Genomic DNA, 16149 nt, shown 5'->3' with positions numbered 1-16149 from the left:
GAGACGATCCATGTCCGATAACACCTACGGCAGTGGCCAGCCGACCGAGGCTGCATTCCCCGACCCAGCAACGCTTTCGTTTGAGCAAGCGAGGCAACAGCTCGTAGAAACAGTCAGAGTCCTCGAACTTGGGCAAATGAGCTTAGACGAGTCACTGAAATACTGGGAATACGGCGAAGCGTTGGCGAAGCGCTGCGAGCAGCTTCTCGAAGGTGCATCCAAGCGCGTCGAGGCGGCTATCCAGCAACGCGACGCAACGGCGCAGGCGCCTCAGGCCGAATAGCCCCCACTACTGCGCTGGCAGCGGTTGGGCAGCCAGCGCAGTGCTGATGAGCGTTTCAAACTCAGCCTCCGTTCCGGCTCCGGTGACGGCGAATCGGGCATCGCCGGCGTCGACAATCCACAGAGGACGTGTTTTCGCTTCGGTGCCCGAAAAAATCTCGACGCGGTGGCCGTCGATGGTTTCCTCGCGTTCAAGCGTGCGCTGCTTCCCGTCCACCGTGGATTGGACGGTGTTACTGTCGGCACCTGTTTGTGTCAGCTGGATGAAGCCACCATCGGGGGTGACCCACCCAACGACGGGAGCTGGCTGCTGGGCGATCATGCTCCTCCGAGCGGAGTTCGTCACCCATCCCTCCGGCATGTCCGGATACCGCACCGGAAAGTCAACGCCGCGGGCCTCTAGTCCAAGGAAAGTCTTCGCATCGACTTCTTGCACCGGCCCATTTTCAGGCTTACCGGGATTGAACGTGCACAACCCGGTCGCACCAACGGCGATGACCATGACGACCACGATCAAAATGACGTTGATGAGCATGTCTCTGCCATCTTGGAAAATGCGAGGTTTGTTTTCTTGAGCCACGCGCTCCAGTATGACATGGATTTTCAATACCCCCGAATTTGTGATTTACCCCCGCGCGTTGGCTTTTTATGGAGAAAGTCCCCAGTTCAGACCACTCAACTCACCGCTTTGCCCCATTTTAGGTGTATAAACAACAGTTTCTGCCCGACAAAAGTGCCATGATAGAGGTGTGCCAGACCGAAGTGGTGTGGCTTTACAACGTGGCAAGATGTCGATGTTGTCACAACTAAAACTAGTTTGCCGCAGGAGGGCACTGTTTCATGTCTGAACAAACTTCTGAAAACTTCCCCGATCGCAACCTCGCGATGGAGCTCGTGCGCGTCACCGAGGCCGCCGCACTCGCTTCCGGGCGCTGGGTTGGTCGCGGGATGAAAAATGAAGGTGACGGCGCCGCAGTTGACGCCATGCGCAAGATGATTAACTCCGTCACGATGGATGGTGTCATCGTCATCGGCGAGGGCGAAAAAGATGAGGCCCCGATGTTGTTTAATGGGGAAAGTGTCGGCAACGGTTTTGGTGCCCAGGTTGACCTCGCAGTTGATCCTGTCGATGGCACGCGCCTGATGGCGGAAGGGCGCCCGAACGCTATCTCGGTCATTGCGGCCGCAGACCGCGGCTCCATGTTTAACCCACAGGATGCCTTCTACATGAACAAGATTGCAGTCGGCCCTGAGGCCGTCGGTGTCATCGACATTACGAAGTCTGTCGAGTTCAACATCAAGGCTGTCGCAGAAGCCAAGGGGGTAAACGTCGCAAATATCACCGTTGTGGTGCTCGATCGCCCACGTCATAACAAGCTGGTTGAGGAGATCCGCAAGGCTGGCGCCAAGGTCCGTTTCATTATGGATGGTGACGTCGCTGGCGCCATCGCCGCCGCTCAAAATACTAATTCCATCGACATGGCGATGGGCATCGGCGGCACTCCGGAGGGCGTTATCACGGCGTGTGCGCTCAGGTGCCTGGGTGGCGAGATCCAGGGCCAGCTCGCGCCACAGTCTGATGAAGAACGCGAACGAGTGCTGGCAGCCGGCCATGACCTCGACCGGGTGCTTGGACTCGACGACCTGGTGGCCTCCGATAACTGCTATTTCGCGGCAACCGGTGTGACCAATGGCGATATGTTGCGTGGCGTCTCCTATCGTAAGAATGGTGCTACTACCCGATCGCTGGTGATGCGCTCGAAGTCTGGCACGGTCCGCTACGTGGAGTCCCTTCACCAGCTGCCGAAGCTTCAGGAGTACTCGGTCATCGATTACTCCGGCCCGATCAAGTAATTCAAAGCATCGATTTTTGTAAGTAACAAGTAAAGGAAAGATTGAATGGCCGATAAGCAGTACCGTATCGAGCACGACACCATGGGTGAGGTCAAAGTACCTGTTGATGCACTGTGGCGTGCTCAGACCCAACGTGCTGTAGAGAACTTCCCTATTTCTGGCCGGGGCCTTGAGCACCAGCAGATCCGTGCCCTTGGGCTTCTCAAGGCTGCGTGTGCACAGGTCAACAAGGATTCGGGCAAGCTCGATGCGAAAAAGGCCGACGCGATCATCGCTGCGGCGAAGGAAATCGCGGACGGTAAGCACAACGACCAGTTCCCAATCGACGTCTTCCAGACGGGCTCTGGTACCTCCTCGAATATGAACACCAATGAGGTGATCGCGTCGATCGCGCACGCGAATGGTGTTGAGGTCCACCCAAATGACCACGTCAACATGGGACAGTCCTCGAACGACACGTTCCCTACCGCTACCCATGTTGCCGCTACGGAAGCTGCCGTCGAGGTGCTCATTCCTGCCCTGAAGGTGCTGGAGGCATCCCTCGCAGCGAAGGCGAAGGAGTGGCACGAGGTCGTGAAGTCGGGCCGTACGCACCTGATGGATGCAACCCCGCTGACCCTTGGCCAGGAGTTCTCCGGTTACGCGCGCCAGATCGAGCTTGGTATTGAGCGCGTCGAGGCAACCGTTGGTCGCCTCGGTGAGCTTGCTATCGGTGGCACTGCGGTTGGCACTGGTATCAACACGCCAGCAGACTTCGGCGCAAAGGTCACGGCGGAGCTTGTGAAGCTCACTGGGCTGACGCAGCTGTCGGAGGCAAAGAACCACTTCGAGGCCCAGGCTGCGCGCGACGCGCTGGTGGAGTTCTCCGGTGCAATGCGCACGGTTGCTGTCTCCCTGTACAAGATCGCGAACGACATTCGTCTGATGGGTTCGGGCCCACTCGCAGGGTTCGCGGAGATTCATCTGCCAGACCTGCAGCCAGGTTCGTCGATCATGCCGGGCAAGGTCAACCCTGTGCTGTGTGAAGCCGCGACCCAGGTTTCTGCCCAGGTCATCGGCAACGATGCTGCGGTGGCGTTTGGTGGCTCGCAGGGCCAGTTCGAGCTCAACGTGTTCATCCCGATGATGGCGCGCAACGTGTTGGAGTCTGCTCGTCTGCTCTCGAACGTTTCCCGTCAGTTCGCTACCCGCCTGGTCGATGGTATCGAGGCGAACGAAGACCGAATGAAGCAGCTTGCGGAGTCTTCGCCGTCGATCGTTACGCCTCTCAACAGCGCAATCGGTTACGAGAACGCTGCGAAGGTAGCAAAGCACGCGGTGAAGGAAGGCATCACGATCCGCCAGGCCGTGATCGATCTTGGCTTCATTGACGGCAATACGCTCACTGAGGAGGAGCTCGACAAGCGCCTGAACGTCCTGTCCATGGCGCACACTGAGCGCAACTAGTCTCCGCTACAATCATCCCTGCTACTGCCCATGCTCATGAGCACGACCAGGGATGATTTTTATGTCTGACTCATTTTCTCAACTCCGCACAGCTGGAGGCTCCAATAAGCCTTGGGTCATTGGCGGAGTGTTGGCGTTGGTGGTCTCGCTCATTGGCATCGCGCTCGCTGCTGCGTATTGGTCCGTGCAGCCCAAATCGGAGCCAAACGGGGCGCCCACAGTTGTGACGGTGACTGCGTTCCCTGAGTCACCGCAAGCGCGTGACGACGCCCCCTCCGGAACATTCCAGGGCACTCTCCAGTCGCACAATCCGGAAGCCGCCGTTGCTGCGTGGCCCGCTGTGCTCTCTCTCCATGAGGGTCAGGGCATGGTCAGCTACCCTCTGAGTGGTTGCGTCGCGCTGATTGCGCACGACGGCAGCGCATCTGCCCTGACAAAACAGTGTCCTTCAACTACTGATGATGGTTTCTGGGTCTTCTCTAGCCCGGAGCCGGGCATCGTAGAAGCGCAGTTTTTCGAGCGCCGTGGCGATAGCTCACCGACCGTGGAGGGCACGTTATCGCTCCTGATTGAGTAGGATTCTTTGAAATTTTTGCACGGGGTGTAACATTGCACCCCGTGAATTTTTCTGATCGAACGGAAGGCCTACGCCAGCGGAAACGCCGCGAAACGAGGCAGCGAATCTTCGATACGGCAGCATCGCTCGTGGCACGCGACGGCTACGACGACGTGACCGTCGAAGATATTTGTCAAGGCGCCGAAATTTCTCGGCGGACGTTCTTTAACTACATGGATTCGAAGGACGAGGCCGTGCTTGGCCCTTTTCCGCTCGAGTTCACCAGCGAGAGCTTTGACCGTATTGCCACGGAACAATCTGCAAACATGCTGGCATTGGTCATTGATGCAATGGAAGAATCGCCCGCTACCGATGGTGCCAACGATGCCTGCCGAATCCAGCAACTCATGCAGGACAACCCGTCACTCGCTAACGCAATGCTGGCCCGTAAGCGCGACACGTTACGCCATCTCGAACAGGCTGTGCGCGAGCATTTCAAGAACCATCCCGGGGACCGCTGTCTCGACGTCGCCGAAGAAGCAGAAGTACGAATCATCGTGGAGCTGTTTCGGACAACATTGGTGCTTTTTGCGCGCAGCCCCCATTTTCAAGAGGAAGAGCCTCCCAAGGCGCAAGCTCGGCGCGTAGCTGCCGTCGTCACGAAGTATGCAAAGGAGTTGCAGTGGTAAACAACGCAAAGCCGCACGTCGGCCTCATCTTTGGGGCGCTGCTCATCACGATGTTGATGAGTTCGTTGGGCCAGATGATCTTCTCCACTGCGCTGCCGACCATCGTCGGAGAGCTTGGTGGTGTCGACCACATGAGCTGGGTAATTTCGTCGTTCCTGGTCACGATGACGATCGCGATGCCGATCAACGGCAAGCTCGGCGACAGAGCCGGACGCAAGTGGCCATATATTTGCTCGATCGGCCTGTTTGTTATCGGTTCGACGTTGGGCGGGCTTGCGCAGTCGATGCAGTTGCTCATCGTGGGTCGCGCCGTGCAGGGTTTTGGTGCCGGCGGCATGATGGTGAACTCCCAGGCGATCATCGCTGAGGTCGTCCCCGCACGCGACCGCGGCAAGTACATGGGCGTAATGGGCGCAGTGTTCGGGGTGTCTTCTGTGCTTGGCCCGGTGCTGGGTGGCTGGTTTACGGATGGTCCCGGCTGGCGTTGGGGGCTTTGGATAAACATCCCCCTCGGGCTGCTCGCCATGACTGTCTGCTCGATCGTGCTACATCTACGCAAGGGAACCCGCTCGGACCAAAGCATCGACTGGCTGGGCACGGTACTCATGGCTGCGGCAACGACCTCGCTAATTCTGACCACGACGTGGGGCGGCACACAGTACGAATGGTCCTCGCCGACGATCTTAGGCACTGCCTCTCTAGCGGTTGTTGCTGCGATCCTCTTTGTTATGGTCGAGCTGCGCGCTGCGAACCCACTCATCCCGATGCATTTGTTCCGTAACCGGAACATGGTCTTAACGACGGCCGCCGGCACAGTGCTCGGCCTGGCGATGACAGGTACGCTTGCATACTTGCCCACGTACCTGCAGATGGTGCACGAACTCACCCCGACCAACGCAGGCCTGATGATGCTGCCAATGGTCGTTGGCATGCTCGGAACGGGTACAGCGGTCGGTTTCGTCATCTCGAAGACAGGCCGGTACAAGATGTACCCGATTATCGGCATGACGATTGTTGCGATCGGCCTCTTCTTTTTCTCGCGGCTCGAAGTGACCACGCCATTGACCACGCTGGGCATTTACATGTTTATCTTTGGTTTTGGCCTCGGCTTGGTCATGCAGGTACTTGTCTTGATCGTGCAAAACTCGTTCCCGCTAGCCATGGTTGGCACCGCCACCGCTACGAACAACTTCTTCCGCCAAATTGGTTCCGCTATCGGCGCATCGCTCATTGGTTCGCTGTTTATCCACAATATGACGGATCAGCTTGCAGAACGCCTACCGAAAGCCCTGGCCGCGATGGATCCGCAAGAGGCGGCCCCCTACGCAGAGCAGTTCTCAAGTGGCGGCGGCCGCAACTCCCTAACGCCGAACCTGGTCGCGCAGCTGCCGGACGCGCTCCGCGACGCTGTCCTCAGCAGCTACAACGACGGCCTGACGCCAGTCTTCCTGTTGATGGTCCCGCTTGCTGCCATCGCGTTGGTGTTGCTCTTCCCTGTGCGAGAAGATCCACTGAAGGAGACGCTGGACTAAGGCTGCTTTTCTTCTGGTTTCGGCAGTAGCAGCTCATAAATGTCGGTGTCGCGCCACTGCCCTTCCCGCTCCCCGTATGACATTTTGGCCATGTGGTGCAGGGTGCCAACTTTTTGGAACCCGCGCGACTTGTGCAGCCCTGCCGAGCCCTCGTTTTCCGGGAAGATCCACGAGTGTATTGACCATTTGTCAAGCTCGATGCACGTCGCGATGAGCTTATCCAGCAGTGCACCAGACACCCCCATGCCTCGCGCGTCTGGGTGCACGTAGATGGAATCTTCAACCACACCATGGCACACGCTTCTCGACGACGCCTTCGCCGCAGCTACCCATCCCAAGACGCGCGCGTCATCGTTTTCTTCGACTGCGACAAAGACCGTTTCCATGATTTTCGCCCTGGAAAATTGGTCCCATGTCAGGCCGCGCGTCTCGTAGGTTGCGTTTCCGGTACTCAGCCCCATCTCGTAGATGCCACGCACCTGTGAGTAGTCTTCTGGCCGGATTGGTCGAATGGTAAACCCTTTTTTGGTCATAAAAACATTGTCCCCATTGGTCACACATCGTGCAACCAACGGGGACAGAGGCCTATTTTAGGGCCTATCAGGGGCTAGAAAATTACTTCTCGATGATGTTCGCAGCGAACGCACCGGTGTCATTGTTCTCACGAGTCCACTCGATGGTGCCACGCTCGAACTCCTGGAACCAGCCAGACTCGTTCGGAAGCGGAGTTTCGGCCTCAGTTGGGAAGCCGACCTCATCCATCACGCCTTCCTGGGTCAGCCACACGTTTGCGATCTGGCCCCAAATAGGTGCGCCGCCCGTGTTCTCATTCCAAGCAACGTGGTGGTCGTTGTCGAAGTCGACGATCCAGCTGCCATCGTGCTCCGTTACCTTCATCGGCTCGCCCCAGTCCGACTCAGCGTACTGGCCAATTGCCTGTACCAGTCCGGTAGGAACCTTCACTTCCTGACCGTCCGCGGTGGAGAGGGAGACAGCTTCCGCGGACCCTTCGGCGCCATCCGTCTCAGTGGCAGTTTCGGTCTCGGCTGCCTCGGTGGCGGTTTCGATGTTGGTTACCGTTGCGGTGCCGGAAGCGCTCTCCGCAGCGGTGGTAGCAGTGCTATCGACGCCCTCCCCATCGGAGCACGCGACCATGCCTGCGGCCAGAGCGGTAGCTGCAACTGCGGAAGTGAAAACCTTCTTGTAGTTCATCGTTTTTCCTTTCATTGTCAATTTTTGTCTGGTTTCCATTATGCAAATATCATTTCCGGCGCCGTCTTTTCACCCCCGTTTGGGGCCCTTTTAGGTTTACACCCTTGCGCTTTTTACCGTGCTTGGTATATGTACGTTTCCCCTGGGCATTACGGGAGTCTGACACCTGTTTGCGTCGCCTCGTCGAAGCCCCCTGCCTGCTCCCCCGCGACGATCGCGCCGTGCGCCCCTTTGCGACGCCAACAAAGTCCTGAATCACGTCACCGTCGTCAGCTTTCCGCCACACCAGCGCAATCTCCGTCTCCACCAACGGAGCGTCACGCACTTCCAAGCACGCAATCTGCTTTTTCGACAGCACCTTCAACAGCGGCAACGGCGCCAATACCACGCCCACGTTTGCCGCAACGACTTGCAGCGCAGCGCGCAACTCATCGAGCGTGGCCTGCGGCTGGAACGTCCAATTGATAATTTCGCCCTCGAGGTCCCTGTAATTAACGCGTTCGCCGAGTTCCGCGAACAGAGACTCTTTGGGAACAGCGACGCCCGGCACCTCTTCATAAAGACGCACGACGTGAAACTCGTCGGTTACGCGGGAGTCCGGTAGCCGCATCAGCGCTAGCGACGTCGGCGATGTGTCGCTTACAAGTTCAGCGAAGGGGTCGTCGACACCCTTCGTGTCAAGCGCATGCGGCGTGGACTGCGTAAAGCGTTTGAACCACTTCCCGGGTTCTGTGCCGGTGACGAAAGCAAGCGATAGCATGGCCTAATGCTACCGTTTGGTGTATGACTACACAGAAGCCATCCGGGACTGCAATGAAGGCAGCGACTGCCGCGAAGAAACTTGGGATCTATCTGCCAGCGACGCCGCAGGAATTCCAGGACAATGCCGTAACCCACGAACAGCTACGCGAACTCCAGCACAATCCCCCAGAGTGGCTGCAGGAACTGCGTCGCAACGGGCCACACCCCCGCCCCGAAGTTGCCCGCAAGCTCGGTATCTCGATCACCGCGTTGAAGGCGAACGACATGGACAAGCCACTCACCACCGAGGAGATCAACGAGCTGCTCAAAAACCAGCCGGAATGGCTGCGCTCGGCCCGCACCACTCATTCAGAGCAGCGCCGGGCCGAGCAGCAACAGTAAGTAACGCTTAGAGCATCTTCCAGTCTTCGAGGTCCGGGTAGAGCGGGAAGCGCTCCGCCAACGCATCGACGCGAGCGTGCAGCGCGTCGACATCCGCATTCTCGCCTTGGATGAGCGCCTCCGCGATAATATCCGCGACCTCCTCAAACTCTTCTTTACCGAAACCACGGGTCGCCAGCGCAGGGGTACCGATGCGCAGGCCCGAGGTGACGGCTGGCGGACGTGGGTCGAACGGAACCGCGTTGCGGTTCACTGTGATTCCGGCCTTGTGCAGCAGATCCTCTGCCTGCTGGCCGTCCATCGCGGAGTCGCGCAGATCAACTAGCACAAGGTGGACATCGGTGCCGCCCGAGACGACATCGATACCAGCTTCCTTGGCGTCTGGCTGCGTCAAGCGCTCGGCGAGGATTTTTGCCCCCTCGAGCGTACGCTCCTGACGGTTGCGGAACGCATCCGTCCCAGCGAGCTTGAACGCAGTCGCCTTCGCCGCAATCACGTGCACCAGCGGGCCGCCCTGCTGGCCAGGGAACACTGCCGAGTTGAGCTTCTTGTGCAGCTCAAGGTCGTTGGTCAGGATGAAGCCGGAGCGTGGCCCACCAATCGTCTTGTGCACCGTGGAGGACACGACGTGTGCGTGCGGGACCGGCGACGGGTGCAGCCCGGCGGCGACCAGGCCCGCGAAGTGCGCCATGTCTACCCACAGGTACGCGCCGACTTCGTCGGCGATCGAGCGGAACTCAGCAAAGTCCTCGTGGCGGGGGTACGCGGACCAACCCGCGATGATCACCTTCGGCTTGACCTCGCGCGCCTGTTCACGCAGCTTCTTCATGTCGATGGTGCACGTGTCCTTCTCGACCTCGTACGCAGCGACGTTGTACAGCTTGCCGGAGAAGTTGATCTTCATACCGTGCGTCAAGTGGCCACCGTGCGCCAGGCTCAGGCCCAGGATGGTGTCGCCGGGCTCGCACAGCGCCATCAATACGGCCGCGTTTGCCTGCGCACCGGAGTGAGGTTGCACGTTAGCGTACTTCGCGCCGAACAGCTCCTTCGCGCGGTCACGCGCCAAGTCCTCGACGACGTCGGCGTGTTCACAGCCACCGTAGTAGCGACGGCCGGGGTAGCCTTCGGCGTATTTGTTCGTAAACACCGAACCCTGTGCTTGCAGTACAGCTCGCGGAACGAAGTTCTCGGAGGCAATCATTTCCAGCGTGTTTCGCTGGCGAGACAGCTCTTGAACAATCGCTTCGTGAACTTCGGGGTCAAAAGTAGCGAGATCCTGGTAGCGGAGGTCTTCAGACACGTGCACCGGGTCCTTTCAAGTTCAGACAATGAATCATGTTGTTACTCATGCACGGGCACAGAGGTGCCCGGCACTGCTATGCAGTATAAGCATCAACGCTACGAAAGAACTCCACTTTATTCAGGAACTTCTTCACGCGCGCCCCTCAGTTCGCGGCTTCGAAACACGCAATGTAAGAATGTTACGCATGGCGAAATCTTCCCGCACTTCGGATTCAAGCCCCTACTTGGATTTCCACCGCGACGACTGGCGCCGCCGACGTGCCCAAATGCCGCAGGTGCTCACGGAAGACGAAGTCGCCGAGCTCAGTGGTATTGGCGAGAACCTCGACATGCAGGAGGTCGAGGACATCTATCTTCCGATCTCTCGCCTCATCCATCTCCAGGTTCGCGCACGCCAAAAGCTCACAAAGGCAACCGAGACGTTCATCGGGGACGACCCCGGCCACGTACCTTTCATCATCGGTATTGCGGGCTCGGTGGCCGTCGGCAAGTCGACTACGGCGCGTGTGCTCCAAGTGCTGCTCCAGCGCTGGGACTCGCACCCCCGTGTAGACCTCATCACCACTGACGGGTTCCTCTACCCCAGCAAAGTCTTACACGAGCGCAACCTTATGGACCGCAAGGGGTTCCCAGAGTCCTACAACCGCCGCGAACTCATGCGCTTCGTCACCGACGTGAAATCAGGTCAACCACTTGTGAAAGCGCCTATTTACTCTCACTTCGCCTACGACATCGTTCCTGGCGAATACATCGAGGTCCGCCAACCGGACATCCTTATCCTCGAGGGGCTCAACGTCTTGCAAACCGGCCCAACCCTCATGGTGTCCGACCTCTTCGACTTCTCTATCTACGTCGACGCCGTCACCACCGATATTGAGCGCTGGTACATCGACCGCTTCCTCAAGCTACGGAACACTGCATTCCGCGAGCCGGGCGCCCACTTCGCGCACTACGCCAACATCGATGACGCGCAGGCCCGCCATAAGGCGCGCGATATCTGGCAGTCCATCAACTTGCCGAACCTGGTGGAAAACATTGCCCCAACCCGCATCCGAGCCTCGCTGGTGCTCCGGAAGGGACCCGATCACTCGGTGCAATGGGTCCGCATGCGCAAAATGTAACGCCCGGCTGCCGCTGCATCCTATTTGCCGAAGCGGCGCGAGCGCTGTGAGTATTCGCGTAGCGCCCGAAGGAAATCGATTTTGCGGAACGCGGGCCAGTACGTGTCCGTGAACCAAATTTCAGAATACGCGGCCTGCCACAGCAGGAAGCCAGACAAGCGCTGCTCTCCTGAGGTTCGAATCACCAAATCGGGATCGGGCTGGCCCGAGGTGTACAGGTGCTCCGAGACAGACTCGACCGTTACCGCGTTCACCAGTTCATCGACGCTGCAGCCGCTGGCTGCGGCATCACTAATGAGGCTGCGAACGGCGTCGACAATTTCTTGCCGACCGCCATAGCCCACGGCAATGTTGACGGTCAGGCCCGCCTTGCCCGTAGTGGTGTCGGCAGAGCGGCGCATCCGCTCCGCGACTTCGTCCGGTAGGAGTTCCAAGTGGCCCACGAGACGGACTTTGCAAGAGTAAGACTGCGTGGCAAGGTCCTCGATGACCTCAGAAATAATGTCGAAAAGCAGCTCTACTTCTTCGGATGTGCGCTGCAAGTTCTCTGTCGACAGCAAGTAGATCGTGACGACGTCCACATCCATCTCCGCCGACCACCGCACGAGCTCACCGATTTTCGCCCCACCAACGCGGTGCCCATGCGAAATGTCAGTAAAACCAGCTTCACGCGCCCATCGCCGGTTACCGTCAGCCATCACCGCGATGTGCTTCGGCCGCTTCTTGCCTCTCAGCTCACGCTTCAGGCGCGCTTCGTACAGCGGATACAGAATCTTTTGGAGGCTACTCACGGACCCAACCTTACTCACCAATCAACGGTATGTATGTTAGCGGTTTTAGATCCACCGCTTCTTCCGGCGATCAAGCACGCCCGCCTCCGCCATCGCTTTATCGAGTGCTTCCTGGTCAAACGGATCGATCCCGTGTGCCTCCGCGAAGATGCTGCGGCGACGGAACCGGGAGTAGCGACGATGAAACGCAAAGCCCAACGAGAGGATGACCACCGCCAGCATCACCAGCAGCAGCAAGCCGAATGGTGAGGCCTTGCCGAAGTCGGGCCCGACCGGGTTTTCTTTCGGAGCCTGCGCCACCAAGTATGCAGAGGTGTTAATAATCGCCGCGTGTGCCGTGGTCATCATGTTCAATTCGTCTTCCTTGTGCTGAGAAAATTAGCGCTCTTGCCCGTAGCCTTCGGCGAGCGCGTCCGCGGTCTCTGGATCAATACCTGCGAAGAGATCATCTTCCGGCAACGTTGATGCTACGCGAGTTCTGGCCAACTCAAACTCCTCAGTCGGCCACACTTCCTGTTGGTCCTCGACTGGGCTCGCCAAGAACGCTCCAGCCGGATCGATCTGCGTCGCATGCGCTGTCAGCGCAGCTGCGCGTTGCGGGAAGTACTCTGCGCACTCCACCCTTGTGGTCACGCGACTCATCACGTCCGCCTTGTTTTCCTCCCACCGCTGAATCATCAGCTCATACGGACTCTTCTTGCCTTGCGAATACAGGCGCTCCTGCAGAAGCCGCATCCGCTGCAGTATAAATCCGTGACTGTAGTACAGCTTCAACGGCGTCCACGCCGGTCCTGCCTTGGGGGAAAAGGAGGGATTGCCCGCTTTGTCCCACGCCAGCATCGAGATTTCGTGCACCATCAAATGGTCGGGGTGCGGGTAACCACCGTTTTCGTCGTAGGTGATGATGACGTGGGGACGGAACTCTCGGATCGACTCCACAAGATGCGCCGCTACAGCTTCCGGGTCTTGCGTTGCAAAGGAGCCCTCCGGCAACGGCGGCAGCGGGTCACCTTGTGGCAAGCCGGAGTCTTCATACCCCATCCACTGGTGCTCCACCCCAAGCGCTTCGGCGGCCTCTGCCATTTCTTGTTCGCGCACCTCAAGAATATTTTCCAGCACGCCGGGGCGGTCCATCGCGGGGTTGAGGATATCGCCGCGTCGCCCATCAGTGCAGGTGACGACGAGTACCCGGTTCCCTTCCGCAGCGTACTTCGCCATCGTTGCCGCACCCTTAGAGGATTCGTCGTCAGGGTGTGCGTGGATCGCCATCAAGCGCAAGCCGGCCACTATTCCTCCTAGAACATATTTGGGGCCTGATTCCGTAACTCCGCGCCATCTTAGTACCATTGGAACGGATTGCAGCTTTAGAGTCATTCAGCGAGGTAGGTAACCGTGACTTCCCCCAGTCGCCCAACATCCCGGTACGGCTCCAGCGCCACCCCGACGGCCACGAAACGCAGCAACGCCACCGGCCGGATCGTCGCGCTGATCGCCATCGGACTCGTTGTTGTTTTGCTCTACAGCGTCTTTGATTACTTCAAGAAGCAGGAATCCCGCACCGTTACCGCCGACTTCATCTCGTTGGAAGCCGTCGACGACTCCACGACACGCATGTGGATCGACGTAACCCGCAAAGACGTTGAAACTCCTTCCTACTGCATCCTTACCGCGGTGAACTACGCGCATGCCGAAGTCGGACGTCGCGAAGTAGTGCTCCCCGCAGGTGGACAGGAACTCGAGCGCGTCGCTGTTGAGCTACCGGTGCGCGAGCCTGCTGTCTCCGGACGCGTCTACGGGTGCTCGGATAACCTGCCTTTTTACTTGGACCCAACCAGCACCTTTTACGACGCCCGCTAAACCTCACCAGTGCACCACCTGCGCGACGGCTGTGCTATTATCCGCCTGGTAAAGTTGCCCGCCGACCGGCGGGCTCGTTTGACATATATAGGGAAGGTTTTTACCTGATGGCGCAAACTCAGCAGCAGTACATCACCCCGGAGATGAAGGCCAAGCTTGAAGCTGAGCTTCAGCAGCTCATCGACAATCGCCCTGTCATCGCAGCCGAAATCAACGAGCGCCGTGAAGAGGGCGACCTCAAGGAAAACGCTGGTTACGACGCTGCTCGTGAGCAGCAGGACCAGGAAGAGGCTCGCATTAAGCAGATTTCCGAGCTGCTCGCGAACTCCACGACGGAACGCACCGGCATCGTCGAGGGCGTCGCCCACGTTGGCTCCGTAGTGCACGTTTACTACAACAATGACGAAAACGATAAGGAAACGTTCCTGATCGGCACCCGCGCGGCATCCACGGACAACGAGGACCTAGAGACTTACTCGGAAAACTCCCCGCTCGGCGCGGCTGTTGTTGGTGCTTCCGAGGGCGAAACCCGCACTTACAACGCTCCAAATGGCCGTGAGATTTCGGTAACAATTGTCTCCGCCGAGCCGTATGATTCTGTTAAGGCTTCCACGCCACGGGCGAAGTAGCCTGCCGCCGCCACCGGCGTTATCCGTAATCGCTGACATTGAAGGAAATCCTGTGAATACGTTCTTTTCCCGCAAGCTTGTGCTCACCAGCATGGTCGCAATCGGTGCGGTCGGGTTGGCTGCCTGCCACCCTCCGCACCAAAACCCTTCGGACATGAAAGTCGACACTGCTCAAACCCAGGACCCGTCGTCGCTTCCTGGTAAGCGTGCAAAAGCAACCCCGACCAACGTAGTTGATGCGGCAGGTGCCACCTCTGAGGCAGCAGTTACCGAAACCGTCACCGCCATGGGCGCCTCCGACAAGACCCCACTGGTGAACAACTGTGGCAGCGTCGGCCTTGAGCGTCCGGCTTCGCTGACTCTCAACTGCAGCGACCAGAACGACTTCCTCCAGGACATCGTGTGGGACACCTGGTCTGAGCAGCTCGCGCAAGGCACTGCTACTCGCTCCACGGTTAGCCCGAACCGCGAGATCGAAGACGTACAGGTTGTCCTGGGGAACCCGGACATCGTCGATGGCGTGCTGGTGTTTAACACGATCACTGTTGATGGAACGTCCATCAACCCGGAGGGTGAGCGCTAACGGCAGCGCCCACCGCTTCTTGCGCCCCGGTTCCGTCTTGCTTTGTCGGGCCGGGGCTTCGTTGTTTTTCAATGAGCGAAACGAAACCCGGTCCCACCGTGTTGTGAGACCGGGCGTTTGTAGTGCTGTGCGTCTTTGCTAACGCTGTTGGAAGTAGGACAGCAGTCGCAGGATCTCGGTGTAGAGCCACACCAGGGTGACTGCCAAGCCAAGCGCGACGCCCCAGGCTGCCTTGGATGGAGCACCCATGCGTACCAGCTTGTCTGCCACATCAAAGTCCTGCAGAAACGCAAGCGCGCCCAACACGATGCAGACGAGGCTGAATACGATAGCGATGGTGCCACCACCGCGAAGCGGGTTCATGCCGGTAAAGATGCTGAGCAAGAGGTTGCCGACAACGAGGATCAGCACACCGAAAATGGCTGCGGTGAGAATTCGGTTGAAACGCGGCGTCACGCGGATCGCACCCGTGCGGTAGACCACGAGCATGCCCGCGAACACACCGAACGTACCAAGGATGGCTTGGAAGATCAGCGCACCGGCGTCCGCACCCGCTACGCTGAAACGCCCGGCTATGGCAAATGAAAACCCGCCGAGGAACAGGCCTTCAGCAACAGCGTACGCCAAGGTAATAATCGGCGAACCGTACTTGTTGCCGAATGCATGGATCATTACCAAGATGAAGCCGGCTACTGCACCAACCAGCGTAAGAACGCCGGCGATGGAACCGTGCCCGCCAACGTAAAGACCAAAGTTGATTACCGCAAACGCGACGATGACGGCGAGTGTAATACCGGTTTTGGTGACTACGTCGTCGACCGTCATTGGGCGGTCCTCAGACACCGCGCCCGCCGATGCACCCATCGGTGCTTGTTCGTACGGGTTCGCGGCACCGTACCCCTGGTATCCAGTGCCACGTTGGGAATCTACACCCGGCAGAGTTTTCAATACAGGGTTGTTGCTACTCACGGACCCCTGATCCTTTCTTTTGGGAACAATCGTTCATCTACACCAACGCACTGGCGCTTAGATTAGTTCCATCTCAACCTTCCGGGGTTCGGCGGAGGCATGGTTGGTGTGGGTGTGATCTTCGCGCTCTCGGGGTATTTGATCACGTTCAACCTTATGCGTGGGAGCTACTGGGATATCTCA

At 58.6% G+C, this 16149-nt stretch carries 20 protein-coding genes; 11 read left to right on the top strand and 9 right to left on the bottom strand.

The genetic code is table 11. From position 1 onward, the window contains the following. Positions 1-10 precede the first annotated feature (10 nt). Complete coding sequence (locus BJP08_RS07415; protein ID WP_071568990.1) at positions 11-283, top strand: exodeoxyribonuclease VII small subunit; 273 nt, start codon at positions 11-13, stop codon at positions 281-283. A gap of 6 nt (positions 284-289) precedes the next feature. On the opposite strand, the gene BJP08_RS07410 is transcribed toward BJP08_RS07415, so the two are convergent. Beyond that, the gene (locus tag BJP08_RS07410; protein ID WP_071568989.1) at positions 290-862 is read right to left on the bottom strand and encodes a DUF4245 domain-containing protein; all 573 of its coding nucleotides are present in this window, start codon (positions 860-862) and stop codon (positions 290-292) included. Between the two features lie 260 nt (positions 863-1122). On the opposite strand from BJP08_RS07410, the gene glpX reads away from it, so the two are divergent. The 5 genes from glpX (at position 1123) to BJP08_RS07385 (ending at position 6359) form a co-directional block, all read left to right on the top strand. Continuing rightward, entirely contained in the window at positions 1123-2136 is a 1014-nt protein-coding gene (glpX, locus tag BJP08_RS07405) for a class II fructose-bisphosphatase (protein ID WP_071568988.1), read from the top strand. A 45-nt stretch (positions 2137-2181) separates the two neighbouring features. Then, on the top strand, positions 2182-3582 hold the full coding sequence (locus tag BJP08_RS07400) for a class II fumarate hydratase (protein ID WP_071568987.1): 1401 nt from the start codon (positions 2182-2184) through the stop codon (positions 3580-3582). Positions 3583-3643: 61 nt separating this feature from the next. Next, positions 3644-4159, top strand: a complete 516-nt coding sequence (locus tag BJP08_RS07395) for a hypothetical protein (RefSeq protein ID WP_071569099.1) — start codon at positions 3644-3646, stop codon at positions 4157-4159. Positions 4160-4200: 41 nt separating this feature from the next. Continuing rightward, entirely contained in the window at positions 4201-4827 is a 627-nt protein-coding gene (locus BJP08_RS07390; RefSeq protein WP_071568986.1) for a TetR/AcrR family transcriptional regulator, read from the top strand. Between the two features lie 50 nt (positions 4828-4877). After that, positions 4878-6359, top strand: coding sequence for an MDR family MFS transporter (locus BJP08_RS07385; protein WP_369816414.1), 1482 nt, complete (start codon positions 4878-4880; stop codon positions 6357-6359). Here BJP08_RS07385 and BJP08_RS07380 read toward each other — a convergent pair. The 3 genes from BJP08_RS07380 to BJP08_RS07370 form a co-directional block, all read right to left on the bottom strand. Next, positions 6356-6892 (bottom strand): GNAT family N-acetyltransferase, encoded by a 537-nt coding sequence (locus BJP08_RS07380; protein ID WP_071568984.1) that lies wholly within the window; start codon positions 6890-6892, stop codon positions 6356-6358. The genes BJP08_RS07385 and BJP08_RS07380 overlap by 4 nt on opposite strands. A gap of 82 nt (positions 6893-6974) precedes the next feature. Continuing rightward, a complete protein-coding gene (locus tag BJP08_RS07375) occupies positions 6975-7571 on the bottom strand; it encodes an LGFP repeat-containing protein (RefSeq protein WP_071568983.1) in 597 nt (198 codons plus the stop codon). A gap of 49 nt (positions 7572-7620) precedes the next feature. Next, positions 7621-8331, bottom strand: a complete 711-nt coding sequence (locus BJP08_RS07370; protein WP_071568982.1) for a LysR family transcriptional regulator substrate-binding protein — start codon at positions 8329-8331, stop codon at positions 7621-7623. 23 nt (positions 8332-8354) lie between these two features. Between BJP08_RS07370 and BJP08_RS07365 the strand changes: the two genes are divergently transcribed. Further along, positions 8355-8714 (top strand): DUF5997 family protein, encoded by a 360-nt coding sequence (locus tag BJP08_RS07365; RefSeq protein WP_071568981.1) that lies wholly within the window; start codon positions 8355-8357, stop codon positions 8712-8714. Between the two features lie 7 nt (positions 8715-8721). Here the strand turns inward: BJP08_RS07365 and glyA are convergent, their stop codons facing one another. Further along, positions 8722-10014 carry a serine hydroxymethyltransferase gene (glyA, locus tag BJP08_RS07360; protein WP_071568980.1) on the bottom strand — a complete coding sequence of 431 codons (1293 nt, stop codon included), beginning with the start codon at positions 10012-10014 and terminating at the stop codon, positions 8722-8724. A gap of 187 nt (positions 10015-10201) precedes the next feature. Between glyA and coaA the strand changes: the two genes are divergently transcribed. After that, positions 10202-11137 carry a type I pantothenate kinase gene (gene coaA / locus BJP08_RS07355; RefSeq protein ID WP_071568979.1) on the top strand — a complete coding sequence of 312 codons (936 nt, stop codon included), beginning with the start codon at positions 10202-10204 and terminating at the stop codon, positions 11135-11137. Between the two features lie 20 nt (positions 11138-11157). Here coaA and BJP08_RS07350 read toward each other — a convergent pair whose 3' ends face one another. From BJP08_RS07350 to mca, 3 genes are read right to left on the bottom strand one after another with little or no spacing between them, the layout of a single operon-like run. Further along, positions 11158-11928, bottom strand: coding sequence for an isoprenyl transferase (locus BJP08_RS07350; protein ID WP_071568978.1), 771 nt, complete (start codon positions 11926-11928; stop codon positions 11158-11160). 45 nt (positions 11929-11973) lie between these two features. Then, a complete protein-coding gene (locus BJP08_RS07345) occupies positions 11974-12276 on the bottom strand; it encodes a hypothetical protein (RefSeq protein WP_143110048.1) in 303 nt (100 codons plus the stop codon). A gap of 30 nt (positions 12277-12306) precedes the next feature. Beyond that, a complete protein-coding gene (gene mca / locus BJP08_RS07340; RefSeq protein ID WP_071568977.1) occupies positions 12307-13215 on the bottom strand; it encodes a mycothiol conjugate amidase Mca in 909 nt (302 codons plus the stop codon). 105 nt (positions 13216-13320) lie between these two features. On the opposite strand from mca, the gene BJP08_RS07335 reads away from it, so the two are divergent. The 3 genes from BJP08_RS07335 (at position 13321) to BJP08_RS07325 (ending at position 14997) form a co-directional block, all read left to right on the top strand. Further along, positions 13321-13785 carry a DUF4307 domain-containing protein gene (locus BJP08_RS07335; RefSeq protein ID WP_071568976.1) on the top strand — a complete coding sequence of 155 codons (465 nt, stop codon included), beginning with the start codon at positions 13321-13323 and terminating at the stop codon, positions 13783-13785. 107 nt (positions 13786-13892) lie between these two features. Continuing rightward, positions 13893-14414, top strand: a complete 522-nt coding sequence (greA, locus tag BJP08_RS07330; RefSeq protein ID WP_071568975.1) for a transcription elongation factor GreA — start codon at positions 13893-13895, stop codon at positions 14412-14414. Between the two features lie 52 nt (positions 14415-14466). Next, complete coding sequence (locus BJP08_RS07325; protein ID WP_255364796.1) at positions 14467-14997, top strand: hypothetical protein; 531 nt, start codon at positions 14467-14469, stop codon at positions 14995-14997. Between the two features lie 138 nt (positions 14998-15135). On the opposite strand, the gene BJP08_RS07320 is transcribed toward BJP08_RS07325, so the two are convergent. Next, on the bottom strand, positions 15136-15966 hold the full coding sequence (locus BJP08_RS07320) for a Bax inhibitor-1/YccA family protein (RefSeq protein WP_071568974.1): 831 nt from the start codon (positions 15964-15966) through the stop codon (positions 15136-15138). Positions 15967-16149: the final 183 nt, after the last annotated feature.

This window comes from Corynebacterium sp. NML140438 (genome assembly GCF_001875725.1).
Lineage (GTDB): Bacteria > Actinomycetota > Actinomycetes > Mycobacteriales > Mycobacteriaceae > Corynebacterium.
The sequence above is the reverse complement of the archived record's forward strand: the minus strand, read 5'-3'. Positions and strand labels throughout refer to the sequence as shown.